General features: G+C 69.7%; 21 protein-coding genes. 15 read left to right on the top strand and 6 right to left on the bottom strand.

Going from position 1 to position 23,488, the window contains the following annotated elements; translation table 11 throughout:
* The first annotated feature begins 58 nt into the window (after nucleotides 1–58).
* Nucleotides 59–1,585, top strand: coding sequence for a CoA-acylating methylmalonate-semialdehyde dehydrogenase (locus tag WS54_RS04715; RefSeq protein ID WP_059783896.1), 1,527 nt, complete (start codon nucleotides 59–61; stop codon nucleotides 1,583–1,585).
* A 23-nt stretch (nucleotides 1,586–1,608) separates the two neighbouring features.
* Nucleotides 1,609–2,499: a 3-hydroxyisobutyrate dehydrogenase gene (mmsB, locus tag WS54_RS04710; RefSeq protein ID WP_059783898.1), complete on the top strand. Its 891-nt coding sequence runs from the start codon at nucleotides 1,609–1,611 to the stop codon at nucleotides 2,497–2,499.
* Nucleotides 2,500–2,614: 115 nt separating this feature from the next.
* On the opposite strand, the gene WS54_RS04705 is transcribed toward mmsB, so the two are convergent.
* From WS54_RS04705 to WS54_RS04690, 4 genes are all read right to left on the bottom strand, one after another.
* On the bottom strand, nucleotides 2,615–2,947 hold the full coding sequence (locus tag WS54_RS04705; RefSeq protein WP_034205107.1) for a hypothetical protein: 333 nt from the start codon (nucleotides 2,945–2,947) through the stop codon (nucleotides 2,615–2,617).
* Between the two features lie 224 nt (nucleotides 2,948–3,171).
* Nucleotides 3,172–5,583 carry a c-type cytochrome gene (locus WS54_RS04700; protein WP_059783900.1) on the bottom strand — a complete coding sequence of 804 codons (2,412 nt, stop codon included), beginning with the start codon at nucleotides 5,581–5,583 and terminating at the stop codon, nucleotides 3,172–3,174.
* Nucleotides 5,573–6,076, bottom strand: a complete 504-nt coding sequence (locus WS54_RS04695; protein ID WP_059783902.1) for a (2Fe-2S)-binding protein — start codon at nucleotides 6,074–6,076, stop codon at nucleotides 5,573–5,575. Before WS54_RS04695 ends, WS54_RS04700 begins: the two co-directional genes overlap by 11 nt.
* 175 nt (nucleotides 6,077–6,251) lie before the next feature.
* Nucleotides 6,252–7,409, bottom strand: a complete 1,158-nt coding sequence (locus WS54_RS04690) for an FAD-dependent monooxygenase (RefSeq protein ID WP_059783903.1) — start codon at nucleotides 7,407–7,409, stop codon at nucleotides 6,252–6,254.
* 296 nt (nucleotides 7,410–7,705) lie between these two features.
* Between WS54_RS04690 and WS54_RS04685 the strand changes: the two genes are divergently transcribed.
* The 5 genes from WS54_RS04685 (at nucleotide 7,706) to WS54_RS04665 (ending at nucleotide 13,525) form a co-directional block, all read left to right on the top strand.
* Nucleotides 7,706–8,458, top strand: a complete 753-nt coding sequence (locus WS54_RS04685; protein WP_034205111.1) for a maleate cis-trans isomerase family protein — start codon at nucleotides 7,706–7,708, stop codon at nucleotides 8,456–8,458.
* Nucleotides 8,459–8,485: 27 nt separating this feature from the next.
* Nucleotides 8,486–9,316, top strand: a complete 831-nt coding sequence (locus tag WS54_RS04680; protein WP_059783905.1) for an alpha/beta fold hydrolase — start codon at nucleotides 8,486–8,488, stop codon at nucleotides 9,314–9,316.
* 47 nt (nucleotides 9,317–9,363) lie between these two features.
* Complete coding sequence (locus WS54_RS04675) at nucleotides 9,364–10,404, top strand: hypothetical protein (RefSeq protein WP_059783907.1); 1,041 nt, start codon at nucleotides 9,364–9,366, stop codon at nucleotides 10,402–10,404.
* A 19-nt stretch (nucleotides 10,405–10,423) separates the two neighbouring features.
* Nucleotides 10,424–11,077 carry an isochorismatase family protein gene (locus tag WS54_RS04670; protein WP_006483545.1) on the top strand — a complete coding sequence of 218 codons (654 nt, stop codon included), beginning with the start codon at nucleotides 10,424–10,426 and terminating at the stop codon, nucleotides 11,075–11,077.
* A gap of 171 nt (nucleotides 11,078–11,248) precedes the next feature.
* Complete coding sequence (locus WS54_RS04665) at nucleotides 11,249–13,525, top strand: xanthine dehydrogenase family protein molybdopterin-binding subunit (RefSeq protein ID WP_059783909.1); 2,277 nt, start codon at nucleotides 11,249–11,251, stop codon at nucleotides 13,523–13,525.
* Between the two features lie 18 nt (nucleotides 13,526–13,543).
* Here the strand turns inward: WS54_RS04665 and WS54_RS04660 are convergent, their stop codons facing one another.
* Entirely contained in the window at nucleotides 13,544–13,990 is a 447-nt protein-coding gene (locus WS54_RS04660; RefSeq protein ID WP_034205115.1) for a MarR family winged helix-turn-helix transcriptional regulator, read from the bottom strand.
* Between the two features lie 535 nt (nucleotides 13,991–14,525).
* Here WS54_RS04660 and WS54_RS04650 point away from each other — a divergent pair.
* Both WS54_RS04650 and WS54_RS04645 read left to right on the top strand, forming a co-directional pair.
* Nucleotides 14,526–15,833 (top strand): MFS transporter, encoded by a 1,308-nt coding sequence (locus WS54_RS04650; protein ID WP_059783912.1) that lies wholly within the window; start codon nucleotides 14,526–14,528, stop codon nucleotides 15,831–15,833.
* Between the two features lie 295 nt (nucleotides 15,834–16,128).
* Complete coding sequence (locus WS54_RS04645) at nucleotides 16,129–16,890, top strand: DUF4397 domain-containing protein (protein ID WP_034205117.1); 762 nt, start codon at nucleotides 16,129–16,131, stop codon at nucleotides 16,888–16,890.
* Between the two features lie 67 nt (nucleotides 16,891–16,957).
* On the opposite strand, the gene WS54_RS04640 is transcribed toward WS54_RS04645, so the two are convergent.
* Nucleotides 16,958–17,509, bottom strand: coding sequence for a DUF3005 domain-containing protein (locus tag WS54_RS04640; RefSeq protein ID WP_059783914.1), 552 nt, complete (start codon nucleotides 17,507–17,509; stop codon nucleotides 16,958–16,960).
* Between the two features lie 188 nt (nucleotides 17,510–17,697).
* Between WS54_RS04640 and WS54_RS04635 the strand changes: the two genes are divergently transcribed.
* The 6 genes from WS54_RS04635 to WS54_RS04605 all read left to right on the top strand — a co-directional run bounded on the left by WS54_RS04635 (nucleotide 17,698) and on the right by WS54_RS04605 (nucleotide 23,455).
* On the top strand, nucleotides 17,698–17,949 hold the full coding sequence (locus tag WS54_RS04635) for a hypothetical protein (protein WP_236872757.1): 252 nt from the start codon (nucleotides 17,698–17,700) through the stop codon (nucleotides 17,947–17,949).
* Between the two features lie 253 nt (nucleotides 17,950–18,202).
* On the top strand, nucleotides 18,203–19,753 hold the full coding sequence (locus WS54_RS04625; RefSeq protein WP_034205120.1) for an NCS1 family nucleobase:cation symporter-1: 1,551 nt from the start codon (nucleotides 18,203–18,205) through the stop codon (nucleotides 19,751–19,753).
* Between the two features lie 22 nt (nucleotides 19,754–19,775).
* Nucleotides 19,776–20,504, top strand: coding sequence for an aspartate/glutamate racemase family protein (locus tag WS54_RS04620; protein ID WP_034205121.1), 729 nt, complete (start codon nucleotides 19,776–19,778; stop codon nucleotides 20,502–20,504).
* A gap of 61 nt (nucleotides 20,505–20,565) precedes the next feature.
* Nucleotides 20,566–21,741: a LysR family transcriptional regulator gene (locus WS54_RS04615; RefSeq protein ID WP_059783918.1), complete on the top strand. Its 1,176-nt coding sequence runs from the start codon at nucleotides 20,566–20,568 to the stop codon at nucleotides 21,739–21,741.
* 164 nt (nucleotides 21,742–21,905) lie between these two features.
* Nucleotides 21,906–22,337: a DUF1090 family protein gene (locus tag WS54_RS04610; protein WP_059783920.1), complete on the top strand. Its 432-nt coding sequence runs from the start codon at nucleotides 21,906–21,908 to the stop codon at nucleotides 22,335–22,337.
* 131 nt (nucleotides 22,338–22,468) lie between these two features.
* The gene (locus tag WS54_RS04605; RefSeq protein ID WP_059783922.1) at nucleotides 22,469–23,455 is read left to right on the top strand and encodes an ABC transporter substrate-binding protein; all 987 of its coding nucleotides are present in this window, start codon (nucleotides 22,469–22,471) and stop codon (nucleotides 23,453–23,455) included.
* Nucleotides 23,456–23,488: the final 33 nt, after the last annotated feature.

The following is a 23,488-nucleotide window of genomic DNA, read 5'->3' as shown; positions in this document are numbered from 1 at the left end:
GCACGCGCGGCGGACGCAGCCCTCTTTTCCTTCGCACCACCGATTCCCGGAGAGTTCCATGAACGCCGCAGTTCCCCAGACCACCCTCGCCCTGCCCACCGCCAAGCTGCTGATCGACGGCGCGTTCGTCGATTCGCAAAGCGCCGAATGGGGCGACATCGTCAACCCCGCGACGCAGGAACTCATCGGCCGCGTGCCGTATGCGACGCTCGACGAGGTCGATGCCGCGATCGCGTCCGCGCAGCGCGCGTTCCAGACCTGGAAGACGACGCCGATCGGCGCGCGGCTGCGCATCATGCTGAAGTTCCAGGATCTGGTGCGCCGCAATCTCGAACGGATCGCGCATACGTTGACGGCCGAACAAGGCAAGACGCTGCCCGATGCGCAGGGCGACATCTTCCGCGGCCTCGAAGTGGTCGAGCACGCATGCTCGATCGGCACGCTGCAGCAAGGCGAATTCGCGGAGAACGTCGCGGGCGGCGTCGACACCTACACGCTGCGCCAGCCGATCGGCGTGTGCGCGGGTATCACGCCGTTCAATTTCCCCGGGATGATCCCGCTGTGGATGTTCCCGATGGCGATCGTATGCGGCAACACGTTCGTGCTGAAGCCGTCGGAGCAGGACCCGCTGTCGACCATGCAGCTCGTCGAACTCGCGATCGAGGCCGGCGTGCCGCAAGGCGTGCTGAACGTCGTGCACGGCGGCAAGACGGTAGTCGACCGCCTGTGCACGCACCCGGACATCAAGGCGATCTCGTTCGTCGGCTCGACGCGCGTCGGCACGCACGTGTACAACCTCGGCAGCCAGCACGGCAAGCGCGTGCAGTCGATGATGGGCGCGAAGAACCACGCGGTCGTGCTGCCCGATGCGCACCGCGAACAGACGATCAACGCGCTCGTCGGCGCGGGCTTCGGCGCGGCCGGCCAGCGCTGCATGGCGACGTCGGTCGTCGTGCTGGTCGGCAAGGCCCGCGACTGGCTGCCCGATCTCGTCGACAAGGCGAAGGCGCTGAAGGTCAACGCGGGCGCCGAAGCCGGCACCGACGTCGGCCCGGTCGTGTCGAAGGCGGCGAAGGAACGCATCCTGTCGCTGATCGACGCGGGCGTGAAAGCAGGCGCGACGTTGCTGCTCGACGGCCGCGACGTGAAGGTGCCCGGCTACGAGCAGGGCAACTTCGTCGGCCCGACGATCTTCTCGGGCGTGACGACCGACATGTCGATCTACACCGAAGAAATCTTCGGGCCGGTGGTGGTGGTGCTCGAGGCCGACACGCTCGACGACGCGATCGCGCTCGTCAACGCGAACCCGATGGGCAACGGCGTGGGCCTGTTCACGCAGAGCGGCGCGGCCGCGCGCAAGTTCCAGAGCGAGATCGACGTCGGCCAGGTCGGCATCAACATTCCGATTCCGGTGCCGGTGCCCTACTTCAGCTTCACCGGTTCGCGCGGCTCGAAGCTCGGCGATCTCGGCCCGTACGGCAAGCAGGTCGTGCAGTTCTACACGCAGACCAAGACGGTCACCGCGCGCTGGTTCGACGACGACGCGACGGCCGGCGGCGTGAACACGACGATCGCGCTGCGCTGATGCAACGCACAGGGAACCTCGACATGGACATTGCATTCATCGGACTCGGCAACATGGGCGGCCCCATGGCCGCCAACCTGCTCAAGGCCGGCCACGCGCTGACGGTGTTCGACCTCGACGCGCACACGGTCGACGCCGCGGTGCGCGCCGGCGCGACGGCGGCCGGCTCGCCGCGCGACGCGGCCGCGCGCGGCGCCGTCGTGATCACGATGCTGCCGGCCGCGCAGCACGTGCGCGCCGTCTACCTCGGCGACGACGGCGTGCTGGCCGGCGCGCGCGCCGGCGCGACGCTGATCGACTGCAGCACGATCGATCCCGGCACCGTGCGCGCGGTGGCCGACGCCGCCGCGCAGCGCGACTTCCCGCTCGCCGACGCGCCCGTATCGGGCGGCACCGGCGGCGCGCAGGCCGGCACGCTGACCTTCATGGTCGGCGCGAACGGTGCGCTGTTCGAGCGCATCCGCCCGGTGCTGCTGGACATGGGCAAGAACGTCGTGCACTGCGGCGGCACCGGCACCGGGCAGATCGCGAAGATCTGCAACAACCTGCTGCTCGGGATCTCGATGATGGGCGTCGCGGAAGCGATGGCGCTGGGCGCCGCGCTCGGCATCGAGCCGGCCGTGCTGGCCGGCATCATCAACACGTCGACCGGCCGCTGCTGGAGTTCGGATGCGTACAACCCGTATCCGGGCGTGAGCGACACGGCGCCGGCCGCGCGCGGCTATGCGGGCGGCTTCGCGGCGAACCTGATGCTGAAGGATCTCGGGCTCGCGACCGAAGCCGCGCGCAGCGCGCATCAGCCGGTCTGGATGGGCGCGCTCGCGCAGCAGCTGTATCAGTCGATGAGCCAGCAGGGGCTCGGCGCGCTCGACTTCTCCGCGTGCGTGAAGCTGTACGAGGCGCAGCCGTCCTGACCCGCCCGGCCGCCGCCGGACGTGCGCCGACCCGCGATGCGCCCGAATGGCGTCGCGGGTCGGTTTGCATGCGGGGGAAGGAGAACGCGGGCGGCGTCATCATGCCGCCGCTCGGTCAACCGCGCGGGTTCGACGCCGTCTCGAAGGTCGGATGGCACTCGAACGCGAGTTCGGAACGTGCGTCGATGCGGCGGCCGCCGCTCAGCGACTCCTGCTTCATGCTCGCGCGCATCCCGCGCTGCGTGCAGTAGTTGGTGGCTTCGCTGACGGCCTTCTCGTGGGCGTCGGCCCACGTCGTCGACACGCCGACCGTGTGCGTCGTCACGGTGAACACGTTCGGGTTCGACGTCGCCGTCACGTCGGAAGCAGTCGAACACGCGGCGAGCAAGCATGCAGCAGCCGCAATGGTCAACCATCGCAAGGTTCGAAAAGAGACTGGAATGGACATGGAGGGCAAGCGCACGCCGGGCGACGTGCATTGAGCAACATAGGCGACAGTATGCCTGCTCGATCGCCGGAGATCATGCCCCTTTCGGTGAACACATTGTTTCGAATGGTTAAACGATGGCCGAATCAGGCAAGATTTACAGCCGTCGTCGACCCTCGTTTTCGTCAGGCAGGTCATTTCGCCCGGCGCGTCCGCCGGCGGGGGCGCTCACGCCGGCGCGACGGTCAATGCGCGCCCGCCTGCCGGATTTTCGCGGACGCTTCAGCGAGGTTTCGCCACGCCGGCTGCCCCGGCGCGTAGCGGGCGCGAATGTAGGCGGCAAGCTCGGCCATCTGGCGATCGTCGAACGCATCGCCGAAGCCCGGCATGTAGCCGAGCCCGTCGGTGGCCGGCCGGTCGATCCCGTGGTGCAGCACGCGCAGCAGGTTGTCCGGCGTCGCCTGGCTGACGCTCGTGTTGAGCCCCATCAGCGGCCGCACGCCGAAATGCCCGACGCCGCCCGATTCCGCGTGACAGACCGCGCACGCCGCGTCGAACGCGCGACGGCCGTTCTCGAGGCCGAGCGTCGCGATCGTTTCCGCGCCGCGCGCGTGGCGGCTGGCCGCGTCCGCGGCGACTGCCGCATCGACGGGCGGCGACAGCGACGCCAGATAATGCGCGATCGCCCGCACGTCGGACTCGGGCAGCGCCGCGAGCCCCGCGACGACGGGCGCCATCGGCCCGGCCGCGACGCCGTGCTGCGCCGAGAACCCCGTGCGCAGATAGTCGAACAGCGCGCCTTCGGTCCACGGTACGGGCGAAGCCGGCGACGCGACGAGCGGCGGCGCGACCCATCCTTCCGCTTCGCCGCCCGCCAGGTAGGCAAGGCCGCCCTTCTCCGCACCGAGCGCGTTGCGCGGCGTGTGGCAGGCGCCGCAGTGCCCGGCGCCGTCGACCAGATACTTGCCGCGATTCCACGTCGCCGAGCGCGCCGGGTCCGGCGCAAATGGCCGCGCATCGTGAAACAGCCAGTTCCAGCCGGCCACGAGACCCCGCCGGTCGAGCGGGAACGGCAGCTTCGTCTTCGGCGGCTCGTGCTTCACCGCCGGCTGCGACATCAGGTACGCATAGAGCGCGAGCAGATCGGGCTCGCTCAGCTTCGCGAACGCGGTGTACGGAAAGGCCGGATACAGGTGCGAGCCGTCGCGCGAGATGCCTTCGCGCATCGCGCGGGCGAACGCCGGATACGACCACGCGCCGATGCCGGTTTCCGGATCGGGCGTGAGATTCGTCGTGTAGATCGTGCCGAACGGCGTGTCGAGCGCGAGCCCGCCCGCATTGGTCGCGCCGCCCGGCGCCGTGTGGCATACCGCGCAATCGCCGGCGAGCGCGATCTGGCGGCCGCGTTCGAGCGTCGCCGCGCTCCACATCGCGCCGTCCACGCCGCCCGGCGCAACGGGCGCGATCGGCGCCGGGCCCGGCAGGATCGCGCACGCGAGCCCGATCAGCCCGCCGACCACGCCGCCGATGCCGCCGCCGGCCAGCCAGCGGCGCCACCGCGATGCGCGGCGTGCGGCGGGCCGCGGCCGGTCGCCGGCATCGGCATCCACATCGGCCGGCGCCGGTTGCGCGAGCGCGGCGCGAATGTGCGCGGCGTCGAACGGCGGCGCACGAAAACGCACGCCGGTCGCGTCGTACAGCGCGTTGGCGATCGCGGCCGCGGCCGGTGCGGCCGCCTGTTCGATTCGCCGCGCGTCGTATGCGGACAGGTCGCCGTGTGCGCGATGCGCGGCTGCATCGACTGCAACCAGCTCGTGCGCGAACGCGTCGGGCCGCGCGCCGGCCTCGGTTTCGTCGTATGCGGGCCGCGCGGACAACCGTGCCCCCATCACGCGCGATATCGCGGCCTCGATCTGCCACGCCGGCAGGCCCGCCGTCGATGCGTCGCCCGGCTCGCCGGCACCCTGCCCGGCCACGACGCGCCGCACCGAGACATCGCCCGTCGCGCAATCGACCTCGAGATCGACGATCCACGCCGACCAGTGCGATTCGTGGCCGCCATCGTCGCCGGACGCGGCTGCGCGCGCATCGGCACGCTCGCCGTCGAATGCGAAACCGCGGCCGCTGACGCGCGACGGCGCGTTCGCCCGCGCCGCAACCGGCGCGCCCCACGCGGCGCGTTCGCTGACCATCCGGATCGTTTCGCGCGGGCCCGCGTCCCGCGCGGCATCGAGATGCTGCAACCGCAACGCGACCGGATCGCGCCGCATTGCGCCCGCGAGTTCGTCGACGAAGGATTCGCGGGCAAAGACGTGCGCGTGACCGGGAATCGCGCCATCTGCATCGGCCAGCTCGATCGACGTCTGCGCGTGCCGGTACACGAATGGCGATGCGGAGCCGGGATCGGCGCGTTCCTCCGCTGCGCGAGCATCGCCCGCGCCTGCGCCGGGCGCCTGCGCGCGATAGCGCCAGGCCGTCATCCGGCCGTCGGGCGCGGTCCAGGTTTCGATCTCGAACGAGGCATGCGTGTGCGCATCGCCGAGCGGCCACGCGTAGCGCGCGCGGTGCGGGCGCGATGCGTCGGCGGCCGCTTCATCGTGCGGCGCCGGTTCCGTCACGCACGCCGGCGCCGCGGGCAAATCCGCATCATGCTTCATCGCCGCCTCGCAGATAGCGTGCGGCGCGACGCACCGCGCGGATGATCTCCAGATGCGTGCCGCAGCGGCACAGGTTGAAACGCAATGCATCCCGGATCGCCGCATCGTCGGGTGTCGGGTTGCGCTCGAGCAGCGCCTTCGTGCTCATGATCATTCCGTTCAGGCAATAACCGCATTGCGCGGCCTGCTCGTCGATGAACGCGCGCTGGATCGGATGCGGCGCGTCGCACGACCCGAGCCCTTCCAGCGTCGTGACGTCGCGTCCGTGCGCGGCGGCGGCCGGCACCACGCACGAACGCGTGGCCTGCCCGTCGACGAGCACCGTGCACGCGCCGCACTGCCCGAGCCCGCAGCCGTATTTCGGACCGTTGAGCGCGCAATCGTTGCGCAGGACCAGCAGCAGCGGCGCGTCGGGCGCGGCGTCGGCGAAGGTATGCGGCGTGCCGTTCACGCGAAACGCCAGCGGCCGCGACGGAGAAGCGGGATGGGACATGAATGGATCCGGAATACGGCGTGCGGGCCGGAGTCGGCCGGCGGCGGACACGACCGCCGGCTGGCGCCTGCCGACGCGCCTGACATATAACACGCCGAAATGCGCGCGTTGCGACGCATCGATGCCCGCGCCGGCGAAACGGCTGCCCAGTGCCGACCGGCACCGGCGCCGCGCGTCAGGCCGCGGCCGCCACGTTGCCGCGCGACGGCGCCTCGAGCGGCACGTCGAACACGTCGTACCCGAACACCCACGACGGATCCTCGTTGGTGCGCAGCCACGTGTTGTTGTGCGACACGAGCTGCACCTTCGACGCACGCGCCGCGCGGTTCGCCTCGTACAGCGCGAACGCGCCCGCATGGTCGCCGATGCCGACTTCGTCGAGACAGCGCGCGAGCATCGCGGCGTCCTCGATCGCCATCGCCGCGCCCTGCGCCATGTGCGGCTTCATCGGATGGCACGCGTCGCCGAGCAGCACGAGACGGCCGCGGCTCCACAGCGGCAGCGGATCGCGTTCGAGCAGCGGCCATTTGGTGATCGACGGCGATACGTCGATCAGGTGTTGGATGTCGGGATGGAAACCGGCGAACGCCTCGCGCATCTCGTCGCGGCTGCTGTCGACCATCGACACGCCTTCCGGCCACTCGGCCTGCGGCACCCCCGTCACGTAGTAGTACTCGTCGCGCTTCTCGGTCACGTAATAGACCATCATGTGGCGATCCTCCGACCACCACTTCACGCACATGTCGTACGGCTTGTTGCCGAGCAGCGACGCGGGGAACACCGCGCGGTGCGCGACATAACCGGTGTAGCGCGGCGGTTCCGCACCGAGCAGATGCTCGCGGAGCCGCGAGTTCACGCCGTCCGCGCCGATCGCGATGTCGGCCGTCTCGACGCTGCCGTCGGCAAACGTGAGGCGCACCTCGCTGCCGGTGTCCTCCACCGCCGCGAGCCGCTTGCCGAAGCGAATCGTGCCGGGCGTCACCGCCTGCGTCATCAGCGCGTGGAAATCGCCGCGATGCACGGTCAGGTAGCTCGCGCCGTAGGTCTTGCGCGCGTAGTCGCCGAGCGGAATCCGCGACAGCACGTCGGCCGTCTGCCAATCGCGGCTGTACCAGCAATCCGGATGCGAACCCATCGTTTCCAGCGCGTCCTCGCAGCCGATGCGCCGCATGATCTTCATCACGTTCGGACCGAGATGGATGCCCGCGCCGAGACGCGAGAACGCGGGCGCCTGCTCGTACAGCGCGACGTCGTAACCGCCGCGCTGCAGCAGCGCCGCAGCGGCCGTGCCGCCGAGGCCGGCGCCGATGATTGCGATACGGGGTTTGCTCATGCGGATCTCCTGATCGTGGGCCCGTTGCCGAACGCGGCGCGAGGACGGGCGGATTGAATGGCGTTTATGTAGCGTACACACTCAATTTATTCAGGACAAGCGGATTGTCGATCGACGCCACCGCATTCGGGAAAACACCAATTATTCGCCTGAACCCCGCGCACGATAACAATACAACCATGTCTGACGTCATTTTGATCCATTGCCATTTTCAAATGTACACACTAGACTTTGCCCAACATCCGGCGATCCCGCCCGCGAGCCGCCCCACCCTCACCGACACGGAGCCTCCCGTCATGAGCAAGACCTACCGCATCGGCCAGATCGTGCCGAGTTCCAACACGACGATGGAAACCGAGATTCCCGCGATGCTGCGGCTGCGCGAAACAATCCGTCCCGAGCGCTTCACGTATCACTCGAGCCGGATGCGGATGAAGAAGGTCGTCAAGGAAGAGCTCGCGGCGATGGATGCCGAATCCGACCGCTGCGCGGTGGAACTGAGCGATGCGCGCGTCGACGTGCTCGGCTACGCGTGCCTCGTCGCGATCATGGCGATGGGGCACGGCTACCACCGCGTGTCGCAGGCGCGCCTCACGAAGCACACGGCCGACAACGGCGCGCAGGCGCCGGTACTGACGAGCGCGGGTGCACTCGTCGACGCGCTGAAGGTGATCGGCGCGAAGCGGATCGTCGTCGTCGCGCCGTACATGCTGCCGCTCACCGAGCTGGTGGTCGACTACATCCGCAACGAAGGCTTCGACGTACTCGCCTACCGCGCGCTGGAAATCCCCGACAACCTCGACGTCGGCCGTCACGATCCGGCGCGCCTGCCCGACATCGTGAAAACGCTGCCGTACCGGGACGCCGATGCGATCGTGCTGTCCGCGTGCGTGCAGATGCCGTCGCTGCCGGCCGTCGCGAAGGTCGAGGCGATGACGGGCAAGCCGGTGATCACCGCCGCGATCGCGACCACCTACGCGATGCTGCGCGAACTCGATCTCGAGCCGGTCGTGCCCGGCGCCGGCGCGCTGCTTTCGGGCGCGTACTGAGTGCCGCCGCCACTTCGGAGACGCCCCATGCCCTCGACTTTCCTGTACGGTGCGAACGTCCGCGCCAACGGCATCCGCCAGCACTATCTGCGCTACGGCGGCGCGACCGGCGCGCGCGCATCGCGCCCGGCGATCGTGCTGATTCCAGGCATCACGAGCCCCGCGATCACCTGGGGCTTCGTCGGAGAAACCTTCGGCGCGGCATTCGACACCTACGTGCTCGACGTACGCGGCCGCGGGCTGTCGGAAGCATCGCCGGCGCTCGACTACAGCCTCGATGCGCAGGCGGACGACGTCGCGGCGTTCGTCGCCGCGCTCGACTTGCCGCGCACGAGCCTCGTCGGCCATTCGATGGGCGCGCGGATCGCCGCGCGCGCGGCCCGGCGCGGCATCCGCGGGCTCGCGTCGGTCGTACTCGTCGACCCACCCGTGTCGGGCCCGAACCGCCGCGACTATCCGGGCAAGCTGCCGTGGTACATCGACTCGATGGCGCTCGCGCGCGCCGGCACGGACGCCGAAGGCATGCGCGCGTTCTGCCCGACCTGGACCGATGCCGAACTGCGATTGCGCGCCGAATGGCTGCATACCTGCGACGAGCGCGCGGTGCGCACGTCGTACGAAGGCTTCCACACCGACGATTTCCACGCTGACGCCGCGCGACTGGCCGTGCCGTCGCTGCTGATCACGGCCGAGCGCGGCGACGTGGTGCGCGACGACGATGTCGCCGAACTGCAGCGCGCGACGCCGTCGATGCGGCACGTGCGCGTGCCGGATGCCGGCCACATGATCCCGTGGGACAACGCGGCGGGCTTCTACGCGGCGTTCGGCGATTTCCTCGGCGCACCGCTCGCGGCCTGAGCGCGCGGCGCCCGCCCATTTCCTTCACGCCTTTACCGGAGCCGACGATGCCAGTCAGCGACACCCAACTGATCGACGCGTGGAAGCAGGTCCTCACGCTGTCGCGCCTCGAACCGGGCCAGACCGTCACGATCCTGACGAGCGCGGCCACCCATCCGCAGACGCTGTCGTGCGCGCTGATCGCGACGCAATCTCTGGGCGCGATCGTCAACCGGCTCGACCTGCCGCCCGTCAACGGCGACAAGGCGTTCAGCCGCGATCCGCTCGCCTACCTCGGCACGACGCCGCTGACCGGCAACAAGGCCGCGATCGCCGCGCTGCGCGAGAGCGATCTCGTGCTCGACCTGATGACGCTGCTGTTCTCGCCGGAGCAACACGACATCCTGAAATCGGGCACGAAGATCCTGCTCGCGGTCGAGCCGCCCGAAGTGCTCGTGCGGATGGTGCCGACCCTGGCCGACCGCACGCGCGTACTCGCCGCATCGAAGAAGATCGCGGCCGCGCGCGAGATGCGCGTGAACTCGGCGGCCGGCACCGCGCTCGTATGCCCGCTCGGCGAGTTTCCGCCGACCGCCGAGTACGGCTTCGTCGACGCGCCGGGCCGCTGGGACCACTGGCCGAGCGGCTTCGCGCTGACTTACCCGAACGATCGCGCCGCACACGGCACGATCGTGATCGATCGCGGCGACATCCTGCTGCCGCAGAAGCACTACGTGCGCGAGCCGATCGCGCTCACCGTCGAAGGCGGCTACGCGACGCGCATCGAAGGCGGCGTCGACGCCGACCTGCTGCGCGATTACATGGAAACGTTCGCCGACCCCGAAGGCTATGCGATCTCGCACATCGGCTGGGGGCTGCAGCCGCGCGCACGCTGGTCGACGCTCGGGCTCTACGACCGCGAGGCGACGATCGGGATGGATGCGCGCGCGTTCGAAGGCAACTTCCTGTTCTCGCTCGGCCCGAACAACGAAGGCGGCGGCAACCGCACGACCACCTGCCACATCGACATCCCGCTGCGCCGCTGCACGGTCGAGCTCGACGGCGAGACCGTCGTGCGCGACGGCCGCGTGACCGATCAACCCGCCTGACCGACGAGTGCCCGACACCATGAACGATCTTTCCCGTCACGCCGAAGCGAACGTGTATCGCCAGCAGGGCTTCGGCACGCCGCTGCCGCCGCACGGCAACCTCGGCCTGCTGATCGTCGATTTCGTAGTCGGCTTCGCCGATCCCGCGACGTTCGGCGGCGGCAACATCGCGCCGGCGATCGCGCGCACGACGCATGCGCTCGCGCTGGCGCGCGAACGCGGCTGGCCGGTCGCGCACAGCCGCATCGTCTACGCGGACGACGGCAGCGACGACAACGTGTTCTCGCTGAAAGTGCCCGGCATGGCGACGCTGACCGAGCATCATCCGAACAGCGCGATCGTGCCCGAACTCACGCCCGCGCCAGGCGAACTCGTCGTGCGCAAGACCGTGCCGTCCGCGTTCTTCGGCACGCAGCTCGCGCCGTGGCTCGCGCAGCGCGCGGTGCAGACGCTGCTCGTCGCCGGCGCCGTGACGAGCGGCTGCGTGCGCGCGAGCGTCGTCGATGCGATGTCGCACGGGTTCCGCCCGCTCGTGCTCGCCGATTGCGTCGGCGATCGCGCGATCGCGCCGCACGACGCGAACCTGTTCGACATGCAGCAGAAATATGCGGCCGTGATGCCGCTCGACGATGCGATCGCGGCGATCGACGCCGTCCAGGCCCGCGCGCGCTGAGTCGCGACGGATCGCGGGCGGCGCGAGTGCGCGTGCGTCGTGCATCGCGCGTCGCCCGCGATTGACGCTGCGCTTTTGACGACCTAGATTGACGCCACGCGCGCCGCCGCCCGAACGCTTCCCGACGCCATCGCCCGCCGGCCGCGCCGCCCCTCGACAGGACCTCTCCCCGTGAACCGCTCCGAACTGCTCGCGCGCACCGGCGGCCTGACCGTGATCCGGCCGCCCGCGCCGCCCGTGAAGCCGGCGCCCGGTCAGCCGGGCAGCCTGTCGTCCTACGTGCCGGCGCTGCCCGAAATCTTCGTCGCGATTCTCGACGACGGCCGCATCCTCGCGTTCAACGGGCACGTCGATCTCGGCACCGGCATCCGCACGTCGCTCGCGCAGATCGTCGCCGAGGAGCTCGACGTGCCGGCCGCGCGCGTGACGATGGTGCTCGGCGACACGGCCGCGACACCGAACCAGGGCCCGACCATCGCGAGCGCGACGATCCAGATTTCCGCGACGCCGCTGCGCTGCGCGGCCGCGCAGGCCCGTCACGCGCTGCTGGCGCTCGCGGCCGAGCGGCTCGGCGTCGACGCCGCGCAGTTGGACATCGACGATGGAACGATTTCAGTCGATGGGCAGGCGATGACGTTCGCCGCGCTCGTCGCCGGGCAGCGGATCGCGCTGACGCTCGACCCGAACACCCGCACGAAGGACCCGACCCAATACCGTATCGTCGGCCGCTCGTCGCCGCGCGTCGACCTGCCCGCGAAAGCGACCGGCCAGCTCACGTTCGTGCACGACATGCGCGTGCCGGGCATGCTGCACGGCCGCGTCGTGCGGCCGCCGTACGCGGGCCACGACAGCGGTCCGTTCGTCGGCACGTCGCTCGTGGGCGTCGATCGCGCGTCGGTGGCCGACGTGCCGGGGCTCGTGGCCGTCGTCGCGATCGGCGATTTCGTCGGCGTGGTGGCCGAGCGCGAGGAGCAGGCGATCCGCGCCGCGCGCCAGTTGCGCGTGACGTGGCGGCCGCTTCCCGCGCTGCCGTCGCTCGACGAGCCGGCCGCCGCGATCGCCGCCGCGCAGGCCAGACGCCGCGTACTGCTCGACGAAGGCGACGTCGACGCCGCGCAAACGGAACCGGACACACTCACGCTGTCGCGCACCTACGCGTGGCCGTTCCAGATGCACGGCTCGATCGGCCCGTCGTGCGCGCTCGCCGACTACCGCGCACCGGGCGACGGGCGAATCACCGTGTGGTCCGGCACGCAGAACCCCGTGTCGCTGCGCTACGACCTCGCGACGCTCGTCGCGCGCGACGAAGCCGACGTCGACGTCGTGCGGATGGAAGCGGCCGGCTGCTACGGCCGCAACGGCGCGGACGACGTGTGCGGCGACGCGCTGCTGCTGTCGCGCGCGGTCGGCCGGCCGGTGCGCGTGCAGTTGTCGCGCGCGGACGAGCATCTGTGGGAACCGAAAGGCGCGGGCCAGTCGATGCAGGTGACGGGCACCGTCACGCGCGACGGCCGCCTGCTCGGCTACGACTTCACGACGCGCTACCCGTCGAACGACGCGCCGCTGCTCGCGGCGCTGCTGACCGGCGCGATCGCGCCCGAGCCGCGCGTGTTCGAGATGGGCGACCGTACGGCCGTGTCGCCGTATGCGAGCCCGCATCGCCGCTTCGTCTGCGAGGATCTCGCGCCGCTCGTGCGCGCAGCGTGGCTGCGCGGCGTGTCGGCGTTGCCGAACTCGTTCGCGCACGATGCATTCGTCGACGAATGCGCGGCGCTGACCGGCGTCGATCCGCTCGCATTCCGGCTGCGCCACCTGCAGGACGCGCGTGCGACCGAGCTGCTGCAGGCGGTGGCCGATCGCGCGGGATGGACCACGCGCGCGCCGAACGAACGCGACGAATCGCGGCTCGTGCGCGGCCGCGGGATCGCGTATGCGCGCTACGTGCACAGCCGCTTCCCCGGCTTCGGCGCGGCGTGGTCGGCCTGGATCGTCGACCTGAGCGTCGATCGCGCGTCGGGCGAGATCCGCATCGAACGTGTGACGGTCGGTCAGGACACAGGCACGATGATCAACCCGGACGGCGTGCGCCACCAGATCCACGGCAACGTGATCCAGGTATTGAGCCGCACGCTGAAGGAGCGCGTGCGGTTCGCCGACGGCAAGGTCGCGTCGCGCGAATGGGCGAGCTACCCGATCCTGACGTTCGCGGAAGTGCCGGACGTCGATGTCGTGCTGATGCCGAGGCAAGGCGAACCGCCGCTCGGTGCCGGCGAATCGGCATCGGTGCCAGGCCCGGCCGCGGTCGCGAACGCGCTGTTCGATGCCACCGGCGTACGCTTCTACGCGCCGCCGTTCACGCCCGAAACGGTGCGCGCCGCGCTGCGCGAGGCCGGCCGGCTGATGCACGCCGACGCGACCCGCGCATCAGCCACGGCGGGCGCGACGTAGCGTGGCCTGCGCCGCTCGTCACGCGTCGCCGTCTTCTTCCATCATCTTGCGCAGCAGGAACTGCAGCGCGACCCGTTCGCCGGGATTGAGCGTGCCGTACGTGCGCTCCGTCACCTGCCGCGCGAACGGCACCGTGCGATCGATCAGCGCGAGGCCGGCCGCGGTCGTGCGCACGATCAGCTTGCGGCCGTCGTTCGGGTCGGGCAACACCTCGATCAGCGCGCGCGTCTTCAGGCGCTCGACGACGCCGCGAATCGTCGCCTGATCGATCGCGGTCGCCTTGACGATGTCGTTCAGCGAACACGCCTGCCGTTCCTTGACCGCGCACAGCGTCACGAACTGCGCGGCCGTGAGATCCGAATCGGGGATCGCTTCCTGAAAAATCGACACGTGCCGCTGATACGCGCGGCGCAGCAGATGCCCGACCTGATCGTGAAAATCGTACGAATCCTTGGAAGACGCCATGAGAGTGCGGGCCCGCGCCCGCATGCAAATGAAAGACAAGCAGTGTACACCCTCGAATCAACGCGGCCGGCGCAGAACGATCGCGTCATTGCGGTGCATCACGATTCGCGGCATCGCATGCAGATTGCGCGTGACGGTCGCCCGAGTGCAACGGTCGCCCGCTCGTCGCGTCGGCGCGCCGGGCCGGCCGCGCACCGGCGCGGCGGCTGCCGCAGGCCCCTGCGCGCACTGCTGCCGGCTTTCGTGCACACGCTTCAATTTTGAGTGCATACGCACGAATTTCGTGCATACCGGCACGCGTGCCCCAGCCTTTTCAGCGCATGCTTCATATCGTCCATAAGCCCTTTTAAATCGTGGCTTTCCCCGGTCTTATACTGACAACACGACGACCGGATTCGTGCCCGTTCGATTCGGTATTTTCTAGTGTGTACGCTATGTATTTGACGTGATATACAGACTCCAGTGCGCAGCGGAACGTCCGCTCGCGTCGATCGAGCCACCCATTCATCCGTCACATTCGAACAGGGGCAGTCCCATGTCTACCGCACACCCGAGCGCCGCCGTTTCCGCCGACGACGCGCTGCACGGCGCTCTCTATCGCAAGGTCACGCTGCGCCTCATCACCCTCTTCTGCCTGTGTTACTTCGCGGCCTATCTCGACCGCATCAACATCGGGCTCGCGAAGCTCCAGATGCTCGATGCGCTGAAGTTCAGCGACACCGTGTACGGCCTCGGCGCCGGCCTGTTCTTCGCCGGCTACATCCTGTTCGAAGTCCCGAGCAATCTGGTGCTGCAGCGCGTCGGCGCGAAGCTGTGGATCGCGCGGATCATGATCACGTGGGGCCTGTTGTCCGGCGCGACGATGTTCGTGCAGACGCCGATGCAGTTCTACGTCGTGCGCTTCCTGCTCGGCGCCGCCGAAGCCGGTTTCCTGCCGGGCGTGCTGCTGTACCTGACGCAGTGGTATCCCGATGCGCGTCGTGCACGGATCGTCGCGCTGTTCATGGTCGGCTTGCCGCTGTCGAGCATGATCGGCAGCCCGATCTCCGGCTGGATCATGCGTGCGTTCGACGGCGTGCACGGGCTCGGCGGCTGGCAGTGGCTGTTCCTGCTCGAGGCGCTGCCGTCGGTGCTGCTCGGTTTCGCGGTGCTGCGCTGGCTGCCCAACGACATCGAATCCGCGCAATGGCTGAACGCCGACGAGAAGCGGGTGCTGCGCGCGAATCTCGACGCCGATCCGGCCGGCAACAAGAGCCACGCGCTCGGCAAGGCCTTCTCCGATCCGAAGGTGTGGGCACTCGGCCTGATCGATCTGTGCGTGCTGCTCGGCCTGTATGCGGTGAGCTTCTGGCTGCCGACGATCCTGCGCGACACCGGCGTGAAGGACGCGTATCACATCGGCTGGCTGATGGTGATCCCGAACGCCGCCGCCGTGCTCGCCACGCTGTACTGCGGCGCCAGCTCCGATCGCGCGCGCGAGCGCCGCTGGCATATCGTCGTCCCGTTCATGGTGTCGGCCGTCGCGCTGGCGATCGCGGCTTCGTCGTCGCACGGCACGCTCGGCACGGTGCTGCTGTTCTCGCTGATCAACGCCGGCGCGGCCGCCGCGATGCCGGTCGTGTGGGCGCTGCCGTCGACGTTCCTGAAGGGCTCGGCCGCCGCCGGCGGCATCGCGTTCGCGTGTTCGATCGCGAACCTCGGCGGATTCGGCAGCACCTACTTCATCGGCTGGCTGCGCGACACGTTCCATTCGCAAAGCGCAGGGCTGGTCGGCTTCGCCGCGTGCATGCTGGTCGGCTGCGCACTCGCGCTCGCCTATCCGGCCCGGCTCGTGAACCGCTGACGCCTCGCGCCGCACGCGCAACACTGCCTTTTTACAACCGCGCCGCTAGCGCGGTCCGCCCCCAACGTCCCCCGCGTCATTCCGCGCACGCCGCCCTCCCGGCGCGTGCGCGCTTCCCGCCGCCACGCCGCCGCCGTTCGCCGATTTTCGCGCCGCGCAGGCACGTCGATTGCGTCATCCCCGCGCCCGCCCTCCGGCGGACAGCCATCTTCCTTCCAACCGGCGCTGCGACCCGCGCGGTGCTTTGCGCGGCGGTCCCGCATCGCAATGCAGGTTTCCTGAACGAGAGGACGACATGAAATCAATACGAACGATAGTGGCCCTGTGCTCGGTCATTTCCGTGCTCGCAGCATGCGGCGGCGGCGACGACGCCGGGACCGTACTCGGCATCTCGAAGCCGCAGGCGCGCTTCATCAACGCGGTGCCGGCCGGCCCGAACCTCGACTACTACCTGAATGCGAAGATCGACCAGTCGGGCGTCGCATACAAGGGCGTGACGCGCTATCACGACATCGATTCGGGCACGCAGACCGCGAGCTACGACGTGTCGGGCACGACCTCGACCGTCGCGTCTCAATCGTTCAGCGCGGCGAACGGTCACCACTACACGACGATCGCGCTGCCGAGCACGACGTCGCTGATCTCCGTCATCGACGATCCATACGACAAGGGGCTGCTGTCGGACAAGGCGCGCGTGCGCAGCTTCAACGCATCGCCGAATGCGCAGAACGTGGACGTCTACGTCGTGCCGCCGGGCACCGACATCACCACGCAAAGCCCGACGATGGCGGGCGCGGCCTACCAGAACGCCGTGCCGGCAACGACGCAGGATTCGGTCTACCTGAACGGCGGCACCTACCAGGTGATCGTCACGACGGCCGGCAGCAAGTCGCCGATCCTGAAGACCGCGCCGGTCAGCATCGGCAACAACGCCGACTGGCTGCTTCTGACGATTCCGTCGGGCGGGGTCGGCGACGTGACGCCGAACGATATCCACGTGCTCGTCGCGCAGGGCAACGACGCCGATACGTCCGCGCAGGAACTGGGGCCGCAGTAAGGGCCGGAAACGGTCGCGGCGGCCGGTGCAACATGCAACGGCCGCCGCGTGGCGTCGAATCCCGGGATCAGCCGTCGGACCGTTCGAGGCAGATCACGTGCTCGGCGCGCGTCCCGTCGCCGTGCTCGATATCGACGTCGCCGACATGGCGCACGCGCCAGCCCGGCCGCGTCGCGATCTGCGGCATGTTGCCGGACGGCCGGCTCTCGATCCCGCCGAGCCCTTCGTCGGGCGTATCGATCGCTTCGTCGAGCGACGCGTTCGAATAAATCACGTTGTCCTGCAGTTCCGACGCGCCGGTGCGGGCCTCCATGCCCTTGCCGTCGACGTCGACCGTGTTGTCGGTCATCGCCATGTTCGCGTTGTCGAGCGTGACGATCCGGCCGGCGGCACGGCGTACCGGATCGCCGCTGTCCACCGCATGCGCGTCGACGTCGATCGCCGGCAGGCCGGTCGGCATTTTCCCGGCGACCGCCTCCGGCGTCAGCGGACGCCGCGCGACCTGCGCGGCCTGGGTCGCCGCGTCGGGCATGTCGCCGGCCGCCGGCGTCTTCACCGGGCTTTTCTCGATCTGTTCCCGCTGCTTTTCCGGGGTAGGGTTCGATTCCGCGTTCTGCATCGCACCTCCTTGGCCGGCCCACGGGCGCCGGCATCGTGCCAGCGCCGCCGGGCAGGAAATCGCTACAACGGTCCTTGCAAATCTTTCATGCGCACGGCTCCGCACGCGCACCATCCGGCGCGCGTGCCGCCGGCACGGCACCCGCGGGCGGACGGCACGCTCGCGCGCCGCCCGCCCGACCGTCGACCGTGCGTCAGCCGCCGCCGCTCGCGCCGGCCGGCCCGGAAGCCGCGCCCGGCATGCTTGCACCGGTATCGCCGCTGCTGCCGGCCGCCCCGCTGCTCGGCATGCCCGAGGGCGCGGTCGAAGGCGCGGCCGACATGCCGCTCGCTGCGCCCGAGTCGGAACTGGCTGCGCCGTTGTCTCCCTTCTTCTGGCAACCCGCGCCTGCCGCCAAGCCCGCGATCAGGATGCCGGCGAAGACGGCTCGCGATACGTGACGAAATGAATATCGCTGCATGACACCTCCGCTGATGTCGATGTGGATGGAACCCATCGACCCGCAATTTGCGTGCCTTCCCGCGCCGCCGCGGCCGCGCGCGTCGCATTCATTTTTCGAATGACGCCCAGCCGAATATTTAATTTCCCATCGCCGGGGCGGCCGCCCATACTCGCGAACAAATCCGAGACATAACGTCCACGGCGGCCCGGCCCGCGCTGCGTACACCCGCGGCGCGGTTTCGCGCCCCGCACATGGAAGGAGACAACGGCGTGCAACTGGAAGCCATTCACCGCACGGGCCTCGGGCTCGGCGCGGACGACGCATCGCATCGAGACGACACGGCCGCGCGCGATCCCGCGCTGAGCCCGCGGCTGCACAATCCCGATCTCGCGCCGACCAAGGCCGAAGGCCGCACATGGGGCCGCTACAGCATCTTCGCGCTATGGACCAACGACGTGCACAACATCGCGAACTACTCGTTCGCGATCGGATTGTTCGCGCTCGGCCTGTCGGGCTGGCAGATGCTCGCGTCGCTCGCGATCGGCGCGGTGCTCGTGTACTGCTTCATGAACCTCACCGGCTACATGGGCCAGAAAACCGGCGTGCCGTTCCCGGTGATCAGCCGGATGAGCTTCGGCATCTACGGCGCGCTGCTGCCCGCGATGATCCGCGCGGTGATCGCGATCGCATGGTTCGGTATCCAGACCTATCTCGCGTCGGTCGTGCTGCGCGTGCTGCTCACCGCGATCTGGCCGGGCCTCGCCGCGTTCGACCGGAATGCGATCTTCGGGCTGTCGACGCTCGGCTGGATCACGTTCGTCGCGATCTGGCTGGTACAGATCGGCATCCTCACGTACGGGATGGAAACGGTCCGCAAGTACGAAGGGCTCGCCGGCCCGGTGATCCTCGTCACGACGCTGTCGCTCGCCGCATGGATGATCAGCCGCACCGGCGGCCATCTCGCGATGTCGATCGGCAAGCCGATGACCGGCCTGAAGATGTGGACGGAAATCTTCGCGGGCGGCTCGCTGTGGCTCGCGATCTACGGCACGCTGGTGCTCAACTTCTGCGATTTCGCGCGTTCGTCGCCGAGCGCGAAGACCGTGCGCGTCGGCAATTTCTGGGGCCTGCCGGTCAACATCCTCGTGTTCGCGACGATCAGCTTCGTGCTCGCGGGCGCGCAGTTCGAGCTGAACGGCCACATCATCCACAGCCCGACCGAAATCATCGCGACGGTGCCGAACAAGCTGTTCCTCGTGCTCGGCTGCCTGGCGTTCCTGATCGTGACGGTGGCCGTGAACATCATGGCGAACTTCGTCGCGCCGGCCTTCGTGCTGACGAGCCTCGCGCCGCACCGCCTGTCGTTCCGCCGCGCGGGCCTGATCAGCGCGACGATCGCCGTGCTGATCCTGCCGTGGAACCTGTACAACAGCCCGATCGTGATCGTCTATTTCCTGTCCGGCCTCGGTGCGCTGCTCGGCCCGCTGTACGGGATCATCACGGTCGACTACTGGCTCGTGCGCAAGCAGCGCGTGAACGTGCCCGAGCTCTATACCGAAGCGCCGAGCGGCGCCTACTTCTACACGCGCGGCGTGAACCGCAAGGCGCTCGCGGCGCTCGTGCCGTCCGCGCTGATCTCGATCGCGCTCGCCGTCGTGCCGGCCTTCGGCGCGATGACGCCGTTCTCGTGGCTGCTCGGCGCCGCGATCGCGGGCGGCGTGTACTGGCTGCTGGCCGATCGCAAACGGCACTACGAAGCGCGCTCGGGCGAACACATCGCGGTCGCCTGCGCGCAACACTGACATACACGCATACGGAGTCACGATGAGGATCCTGGTAGTCAACGTCAACACGACCGAGTCGATCACCGACGCGATCGCCGCGCAGGCGCAGGCCGCCGCGTCGCCCGGCACGGAGATCGTCGGGCTGACGCCGCGCTTCGGCGCGGAGTCGATCGAAGGCAACTTCGAGAGCTACCTCGCGGCGATCGCCGTGATGGATCGCGTGTTGAACTACGACGAACCGTACGATGCGGTGATCCAGGCCGGCTACGGCGAACACGGCCGCGAAGGGCTGCAGGAACTGCTGACGGTGCCCGTCGTCGACATCACCGAAGCGGCCGCCAGCGTCGCGATGCTGCTCGGCCATCGCTACTCGGTCGTCACGACGCTCGACCGCACGGTGCCGCTGATCGAGGATCGCCTGAAGCTCGCCGGGCTCGATGCGCGCTGCGCGTCGGTGCGCGCGAGCGGCCTCGCGGTGCTGGAGCTCGAGGAGGACCCGGCCCGCGCGATCGAATCGATCGTCGGCGAGGCGCAGCGCGCGGTGCGGGACGATCGCGCGGAAGTGATCTGCCTCGGCTGCGGCGGAATGGCCGGCCTCGATCGGCAGATCGAGGAATGCACGGGCGTGCCGGTGGTCGACGGCGTGTCGGCGGCGGTCGCGCTCGCCGAGTCGCTGGTGCGACTGAAGCTGAAGACGTCGAAGGTCCGCACGTACGCGCCGCCGCGCCCGAAGCGGATCGTCGGCTGGCCGGGAACCTTCGCGAAATGACGGGCCGCCGGCCGGTTACCGTGCGGCGCGCACGCCCCGTCTCGCCGGGACGCGTATCGGCATGCGGAACCCGCTAGACCGGCCGCCCCTGCTCCGCGACGCGCCCGACGCCGCGGGCGCGCTCGACGTGCTCGATGCACGGCTGATGCGCATCCTGCTCGTGCTGCTGACCGAGCGCACCGTGTCGCGTGCGGCCGTGCGCCTGAACATGTCGCAGCCGGCGACGAGCGCCGCGCTCAAGCGCCTGCGCACGCTGCTCGGCGACCCGCTGCTGGTGCGCAGCCGCTACGGGATGGTGCCGACCGAATTCGGTGCGCGCCTGATCGAGCCGCTGCGCAACGCGCTGCGCGTGATCGACTTCATCCGCATCCAGCAGCCGACGTTCGACGCGCGCACGTCGGTGCGCACCTACCGGATCGGCTGCCCCGACTACCTGAACGTGCTGTTCGTACCGAAGCTCGTCGCGCTGTTTCGCGAGCGGGCGCCGAACGCGCAACTGGTGTTTCATCCGCTCGGCGACGGATTCGACGACGAACGCGCGCTGGCCGACGGCGAACTCGACGTCGTGATCGACAACCGGCCCGCACGCCGGTCGCGCTTCCGGCAGGACGACCTGTTCGACGATCGCGTCGTGTGCCTGATGCGCGCGACGCATCCGCTCGCGCGGCGCGGCGCGATGACGGCCGCCGGGTTCGCGGCGGCGCCGCAGCTGTGCCCGACGCCGTCGTGGCTCGAAGCGTCCGGCGCGATCGACCGGCAACTCGAGCGCGTGGGCCTGCAGCGGCGCATCGCCGTCACGCTGCCGCACTTCGAGCTCGCCGCGCATGCGCTCGTGCGCACCGACCTGATCCTCACCACCACGTACCGGCTCGCGCGGCACTACGCGAAGCTGCTGCCGCTCGCCGCGGTCGCGCTGCCGGCCGAGCCGCCGGACATCGTGTACCGGATGACGTGGAACGAAGCCGGATCGTGCGCGGAAGGCGGTCGGTGGCTGCGCGGACTGATCGCCGAAGCGACGCGCGCGTGGCTCGACGCCGAGGCGACGCTGCCGGCAGTCGCCGCGGTCGCCGCTTCCGGCGTCGATGCGGACATCCCGACAACCGCGCCGGCCGCCGCCGATCCGCCCGCGCCCGCCCGGCGCACGCGCCGCGGACCGGCCGCACATTGCCATGCGTCGCATCCGGCACGCGTCGCGCAGGCGGCACGCATCCATCGCATCGCGACGAAGTCGCACTGACCGGCGCCGCAGCTAGGCGGCAAGCGTGCGCTCGAACGCCGCATGTCAGACCGGTCCTATTTACCCGCACCGCGACGACTCGCCAGAATGACGCATTGAACGCATGCCGACGGACGTCGCATCGCGAACGCCCGTAGCCGCTTTATCGAATCGAGGAAATCCGCATGAAGAACACACTCGTCGCGCTGGCCGTCCCGGTCGCGCTATTCGCGAGCGCCGGCGCATTCGCCGGTACTCAGGACTGCTCGACACGCATCCGCGCGCTGCACACGCAGATCGACAACGCGAAACGGTTCGGCAACACGCAACAGGCGATGCGCCAGCAGGCCGCGCTCGAACGGATCATGGCCAACTGCACGGATGCCGGCCAGCTCGCACGCGCCGAACGCAAGCTGACCGACAAGGCGCGCGACCTGCGCCACGCGGAAGACGAGGTACGCGACGCACAGGCGCGCGTCCGCGAAGCCGAAGCGCTCGGCGACGCAAGAAAGCTGAACAACGCGCAACGCAAGCTCGCCGACAAGCAAACGAAGCTGCGCAACGCCACGCGCGACCTGCACGACGCGCAGGTCGATCGCGACGCGCTGAAAGGCTGACGGATCGAAACGGCGTGCCGCGCGAATATGCATTTCACGATTCGATGTTTGTCGGCCGGAAACCGATTCCGTAATCTGCCCGGCAGCCGCGCCGCCCGCGCGCGGATCACCGAACCGAGGACACGCCGCCGATGACCCACTCTTTCGCCACGGCACGCCGCCGCACGCTGCAGCGCCTTGCCGCCCTCGCCGCCGCGCCGCTCGCGAGCGGCCTCGCGCTGCCCGCGCGCGCGGCCGGCGCCGACCTGTCGGGCGTCACGCTCGTGCTCGGCGATCAGGCCGGCGGCCTGCGGGCGCTGGCCGAAGCGGCGCGCGTGCTCGACGGCACGCCGTACCGGTTCCGCTGGGCCAACTTCCAGGGCGCCGCGCCGCTGTTCGAAGCGCAGCGCGCGGGCGCGATCGATCTCGCGCCAGCCGGCGACCTCCCCGTCCTGACGGCCGCGCTCGGCGATCCGTCGTTGCGGATCGTCGCGACGCGCGTCGGCTCGCCGACGTCGCTCGGCATCGTCGTGCAGCCCGACTCGCCGGTGCGCACGGTGGCCGACCTGAAAGGGCAAACGGTCGTCGTGTCGTCCGCGCGCGGCAGCATCTCGCAATACCAGTTGTACGGCGCGCTGCGCGAACACGGGCTCGCGCCGCGCGACGTCGACGTGCGCTTCGTGCTGCCGGTCGACGCGTTCGCCGCGTTCGAGGCGAAGCGGATCGGCATCTGGGCCACGTTCGATCCGTACTACGGGCACGCGGTGCGACGCGGCGCGCGCATCGTCCGCGACGGCAGCGGCATCAATTCGGGGCTCGCGTTCCTCACGTCGCCGGTCGAAACCCTCGACGATCGCGGCAAGCGCGCGGCGCTCGCGGACGTGCTCGCGCGGCTCGCCCGCGCGGGCCAATGGGCGCTCGCGCACCCGGCCGACTACGCGAGCGTCTATGCGTCGCTCACGCGCCTGCCGCCCGACGCGGCCGCCGATATCGCGCGGCGGGCCGCGCTCGCACAGCGCAGCCTCAGCGACGCCGACATCGACGTACTGCAACGCGTCGCCGATCGCGCGGCGGCGGACGCGATCCTGCCGCGCCGCGTCGACGTCGCGTCGATCGCCATCCGGAACGTGGCGGCCTGAGTGGCGCCTCGCGGAGCGCGGGCGCGCGTTCAG

The organism is Burkholderia sp. NRF60-BP8 (genome assembly GCF_001522585.2).
Taxonomy (GTDB): Bacteria; Pseudomonadota; Gammaproteobacteria; order Burkholderiales; family Burkholderiaceae; genus Burkholderia.
Note: the sequence above shows the minus strand (reverse complement) of the source record. Positions and strands in the feature narration are given on the sequence as shown.

Excerpts from the sequence above, each read along its gene's own strand:
- WS54_RS04715 (WP_059783896.1), top strand. The coding sequence starts at position 59 with ATGAACGCCGCAGTTCCCCAGACCACCCTCGCCCTGCCCACCGCCAAG.
- mmsB (WP_059783898.1), top strand. The coding sequence starts at position 1,609 with ATGGACATTGCATTCATCGGACTCGGCAACATGGGCGGCCCCATGGCC.
- WS54_RS04705 (WP_034205107.1), bottom strand. The coding sequence starts at position 2,947 with ATGTCCATTCCAGTCTCTTTTCGAACCTTGCGATGGTTGACCATTGCG.
- WS54_RS04700 (WP_059783900.1), bottom strand. The coding sequence starts at position 5,583 with ATGAAGCATGATGCGGATTTGCCCGCGGCGCCGGCGTGCGTGACGGAA.
- WS54_RS04695 (WP_059783902.1), bottom strand. The coding sequence starts at position 6,076 with ATGTCCCATCCCGCTTCTCCGTCGCGGCCGCTGGCGTTTCGCGTGAAC.
- WS54_RS04690 (WP_059783903.1), bottom strand. The coding sequence starts at position 7,409 with ATGAGCAAACCCCGTATCGCAATCATCGGCGCCGGCCTCGGCGGCACG.
- WS54_RS04685 (WP_034205111.1), top strand. The coding sequence starts at position 7,706 with ATGAGCAAGACCTACCGCATCGGCCAGATCGTGCCGAGTTCCAACACG.
- WS54_RS04680 (WP_059783905.1), top strand. The coding sequence starts at position 8,486 with ATGCCCTCGACTTTCCTGTACGGTGCGAACGTCCGCGCCAACGGCATC.
- WS54_RS04675 (WP_059783907.1), top strand. The coding sequence starts at position 9,364 with ATGCCAGTCAGCGACACCCAACTGATCGACGCGTGGAAGCAGGTCCTC.
- WS54_RS04670 (WP_006483545.1), top strand. The coding sequence starts at position 10,424 with ATGAACGATCTTTCCCGTCACGCCGAAGCGAACGTGTATCGCCAGCAG.
- WS54_RS04660 (WP_034205115.1), bottom strand. The coding sequence starts at position 13,990 with ATGGCGTCTTCCAAGGATTCGTACGATTTTCACGATCAGGTCGGGCAT.
- WS54_RS04650 (WP_059783912.1), top strand. The coding sequence starts at position 14,526 with ATGTCTACCGCACACCCGAGCGCCGCCGTTTCCGCCGACGACGCGCTG.
- WS54_RS04645 (WP_034205117.1), top strand. The coding sequence starts at position 16,129 with ATGAAATCAATACGAACGATAGTGGCCCTGTGCTCGGTCATTTCCGTG.
- WS54_RS04640 (WP_059783914.1), bottom strand. The coding sequence starts at position 17,509 with ATGCAGAACGCGGAATCGAACCCTACCCCGGAAAAGCAGCGGGAACAG.
- WS54_RS04625 (WP_034205120.1), top strand. The coding sequence starts at position 18,203 with ATGGAAGGAGACAACGGCGTGCAACTGGAAGCCATTCACCGCACGGGC.
- WS54_RS04620 (WP_034205121.1), top strand. The coding sequence starts at position 19,776 with ATGAGGATCCTGGTAGTCAACGTCAACACGACCGAGTCGATCACCGAC.
- WS54_RS04615 (WP_059783918.1), top strand. The coding sequence starts at position 20,566 with ATGCGGAACCCGCTAGACCGGCCGCCCCTGCTCCGCGACGCGCCCGAC.
- WS54_RS04610 (WP_059783920.1), top strand. The coding sequence starts at position 21,906 with ATGAAGAACACACTCGTCGCGCTGGCCGTCCCGGTCGCGCTATTCGCG.
- WS54_RS04605 (WP_059783922.1), top strand. The coding sequence starts at position 22,469 with ATGACCCACTCTTTCGCCACGGCACGCCGCCGCACGCTGCAGCGCCTT.